The organism is Chamaesiphon sp. VAR_48_metabat_403, from assembly GCF_031422475.1.
In the GTDB taxonomy this organism is placed as follows: Bacteria; Cyanobacteriota; Cyanobacteriia; order Cyanobacteriales; family Chamaesiphonaceae; genus Chamaesiphon.
Map to the genome: position 1 here is coordinate 1 of NZ_JANPLS010000255.1, position 3,428 is coordinate 3,428.

The 3,428-nt window shown below is 43.4% G+C and carries 5 protein-coding genes; 2 read left to right on the forward strand and 3 right to left on the reverse strand.

What is annotated here, in order from left to right; genetic code table 11:
* Positions 1-58 precede the first annotated feature (58 nt).
* The gene (folE, locus tag RMO79_RS11905) at positions 59-754 is read left to right on the forward strand and encodes a GTP cyclohydrolase I FolE (protein WP_310483387.1); all 696 of its coding nucleotides are present in this window, start codon (positions 59-61) and stop codon (positions 752-754) included.
* A gap of 63 nt (positions 755-817) precedes the next feature.
* Here the strand turns inward: folE and RMO79_RS11910 are convergent, their stop codons facing one another.
* Positions 818-973 carry a DUF2256 domain-containing protein gene (locus RMO79_RS11910; RefSeq protein ID WP_310483383.1) on the reverse strand — a complete coding sequence of 52 codons (156 nt, stop codon included), beginning with the start codon at positions 971-973 and terminating at the stop codon, positions 818-820.
* Positions 974-1,004: 31 nt separating this feature from the next.
* On the opposite strand from RMO79_RS11910, the gene RMO79_RS11915 reads away from it, so the two are divergent.
* A complete protein-coding gene (locus tag RMO79_RS11915) occupies positions 1,005-1,802 on the forward strand; it encodes an RNA methyltransferase (protein ID WP_310483384.1) in 798 nt (265 codons plus the stop codon).
* A 35-nt stretch (positions 1,803-1,837) separates the two neighbouring features.
* Here RMO79_RS11915 and RMO79_RS11920 read toward each other — a convergent pair whose 3' ends face one another.
* Complete coding sequence (locus tag RMO79_RS11920; RefSeq protein WP_310483385.1) at positions 1,838-2,413, reverse strand: hypothetical protein; 576 nt, start codon at positions 2,411-2,413, stop codon at positions 1,838-1,840.
* Positions 2,414-2,555: 142 nt separating this feature from the next.
* On the reverse strand, positions 2,556-3,428 hold an 873-nt coding region (locus RMO79_RS11925), incomplete at its 5' end, for a type II secretion system F family protein (RefSeq protein ID WP_310483386.1).

Genomic DNA, 3,428 nt, shown 5'->3' on the forward strand with positions numbered 1-3,428 from the left:
ATTCATCTACCAAATCGCTTCGATTACCTTTATTTTTTTATATCTATTCAGACCAAACATGACTATTTCATCTCCTCAAAGTGGTAATTCTGCTGGCAAAGATCGACTAAATAGTATTAATACTAGACCCGATCGCAATACACACAATGGTGAGCCAGTAAAAATTCACGATCCGGAAGAAGTCAGCCTCGAAGACATGATGGCATCGGTACGCCAAATTATTCTAGGCGTGGGGGAAGATCCAGAGCGAGAGGGTTTACTCAAGACTCCCAAGCGGGTAGCCGAATCGATGCGATTTCTGACTAGTGGTTACAATCAGTCGCTAGATGACATCATCAACGGTGCAATTTTTGATGAAGGTCACAACGAGATGGTACTCGTTCGGGATATTAACTTTTTTAGCATGTGCGAACATCACATGTTGCCATTCATGGGTCGCGCGCACGTTGCCTACATCCCCAACCAAAAAGTAGTTGGCTTGAGCAAACTCGCTCGAATTGTCGATATGTATTCCCGCCGGATGCAAGTCCAAGAACGACTCACCCGTCAGGTTGCCGAAGCACTGCAAGAGGTCTTAGAACCTAGAGGTGTGGCGGTAGTCATGGAAGCCAGCCATATGTGCATGGTCATGCGCGGCGTGCAGAAACCCGGCGCGTGGACGGTGACTAGTGCCATGTTGGGTGCATTCCAAGAAGACCAACGCACGCGCGAAGAGTTTCTCAATCTCATTCGCCATCAACCTGCTTTTATGTAGGGGATAGGGAATAGGGGATAGTGAATAGGGAATAGGGAATAGTGATTAGAGTTTTAATCTTCCTTACTCCTTACTCTCATCCTTTCTTCTCCGGCACCGATCGGAACAATACTTGACTTCATCCCAACAATCTTCCCATTTCTTGCGCCAAGTAAAAGGACGTTGACAAACCGGACAGACTTTAGTGGGTAGATCGGATTTCAATCGATTTTTTGGCATTTTATTTTAATTATCGCTCGATAAATGTACCGTGATTAAACCGCTCGATCGAATTCGGATTGTCTTAGTAGAGCCAGCGGGTGCCCTAAACATCGGCTCGATCTCGCGGGTGATGAAAAATATGGGATTGACACAACTAGTGCTTGTCAATCCGCAGTGCGAAGTATTGGGCGAAGAAGCCACTAGAATGGCAGTCCACGCGATCGATCTATTAGAGGCAGCTAGAATCGTCCCAGACTTGCCAACTGCGCTGCAAGGCTGTAAGCGAGTAATTGCCACTACTGCCAGGGACAGGGCGATTCCGACAGCACTGGAGACACCCAGACAAGCTTTACCCTGGCTGGTAGAAAGTTCGGAGCCGACAGCCTTAATATTTGGGCGCGAAGATAGTGGTTTGACTAATACCGAATTAAATTATGCGACACGTTATATTCGGATTCCTGTTGGCTCTGAGTATAGTTCTCTCAATTTAGCGCAAGCAGTCGGCGTTTGTGCTTATGAATTGCAGATGTGTAATGGTAGTGAAGAAAGTTTATCAGTCGATGCTTCAGAGCAGAGGCTAGGCGCACGCCAGCAGATCCCCTTACAATTGGATGTCGCACCTGTAGAATTAGTAGAAGGTTACTATCAACAATTAGAAACTTTATTATTAGATATTGGCTATCTATTTCCACATACTGCACTGCACCGAATGGAGAAACTGCGCCGCCTGTACAATCGCACTCAGCTTTCACCCAATGAGGTGGCTTTATTACGAGGAATTTTAAGTCAGTTTCGCTGGGCATTGGATCCAGATAAACTCAATATTATTGCGCGATCGAAAGAATAGCTCTCTTTTCCCTATGCTCTAATTTTCTAAAAGCATTAATGAGATTCAGGTAGAGCCAATTCAGCAACAGATGTCGATCGATCGTGGGCGATTACAAATGGCAAGTGCGCCCCAGTCAATCCCTTTTCGATCTGTTCGGATGTTTGAGGGTGTAGAACGAATAATGGATACAGATGCTCGGCACTTTCGCTAATAATGTGCCGATAATATTGCGACATTACCCATTCATAATCGTGGTCTAATAATACTTGAGTTTGTCGCCACCGAGCCAGTAAATCGGAAAAATCTTCTTCGGGACGATGGATGAAAATAATAATTTCGCCACCCATCTTAATTTTCCACTCAGGATCGCACATTAAATAAGCAAGATCGCAGGGTAGTAAGATCGTTTTAGAAGTTGTCGTAATTGGAGAAAATTGGTTGAGTTGTGCGACGGCAACTTTTCGTAGTTTAACAATGGGTAAAGGCATGGTAATCAAACTTTCTTCCGATCGTCTAATGCTAGGAATCATTTCGAGATATGGACGATATTGTTTGAGTAATTCTACTGCTTCAATATGATTGCTGTATTTAGCTAAAAGTTGTTCGTAATCTGATTTATTAATAGACATATTAGATCGGTTGACAGTTGACAGTCGAGCGGCTAATAGATACACATCACAAGTATCTAATAATTAGGTAGAGAGATGAAATTCATCTCTCTACCCAGATAAGTGACTAATAGTTAATCCAATAAGCTGTGAGCTTTCGACCTTAGCCGAGTTTCTCGAATACTTTAAACATTGGTAGATACATCGAAAGTAGAATTACGGCTACCATCCCTGCAAGGAATACCATCATAATTGGTTCGAGGACGCTGGTAAGAGCCTTAACAGCTTGTTCTACTTCATCTTCATAGAAGTCAGCAACTTTCATCATCATCGAATCCAATTCTCCAGTTTCTTCGCCGATACTAATCATTTGGATTGCTAGCGATGGGAAAACTTTTTCTCGTTGGAGGGCATTGCTTAACATCCCACCTTGTTGAACTTCGATTTTAGATTTCTCGATCGCATTAGAAATAACTTGATTCCCAGCCGTATCGCGAACGATATCCAGCGAGTTTAAAATCGGTACGCCCGATCTAGTTAAGGTACCAAAAATTCGACAGAATCTTGCAGTGGCAGACTTTTCATTTAAGTCACCTAAGATGGGCATTTTCAAGAAAAACCGATCCATTGTCAGTTTACCGATCGTGGTTTTGTAATATTGATTATATGCGAAAATTAATCCGCCAACGACCGCGATCGGAATAATTACCATCCAACTAGTTAAAATTCCACTCACCCCTAACATAAACAAGGTTAAACCGGGTAGCTCCGTCCCCAAACCTTTGAAAATACCCGCAAATACTGGAATCAAGAAAATTGTCATTCCCAAGAAGACAATAATTGCCAAAATCCCTACAGCAACGGGATATGCCATCGCCCCTTTAACTTGGTTTTTAAGCCGCGACATATCTTCAAGTACTTTAGCCAGACGATTGAGTACTTCATCGAGTACCCCACCCACTTCTCCAGCCTGTACCATGCTTACATAAAGATTGTCAAAACATTCTGGGTGTCGGCGCATCGCATCGGAGAGGTT

Excerpts from the sequence above, each read along its gene's own strand:
- folE (WP_310483387.1), top strand. The coding sequence starts at position 59 with ATGACTATTTCATCTCCTCAAAGTGGTAATTCTGCTGGCAAAGATCGA.
- RMO79_RS11910 (WP_310483383.1), bottom strand. The coding sequence starts at position 973 with ATGCCAAAAAATCGATTGAAATCCGATCTACCCACTAAAGTCTGTCCG.
- RMO79_RS11920 (WP_310483385.1), bottom strand. The coding sequence starts at position 2,413 with ATGTCTATTAATAAATCAGATTACGAACAACTTTTAGCTAAATACAGC.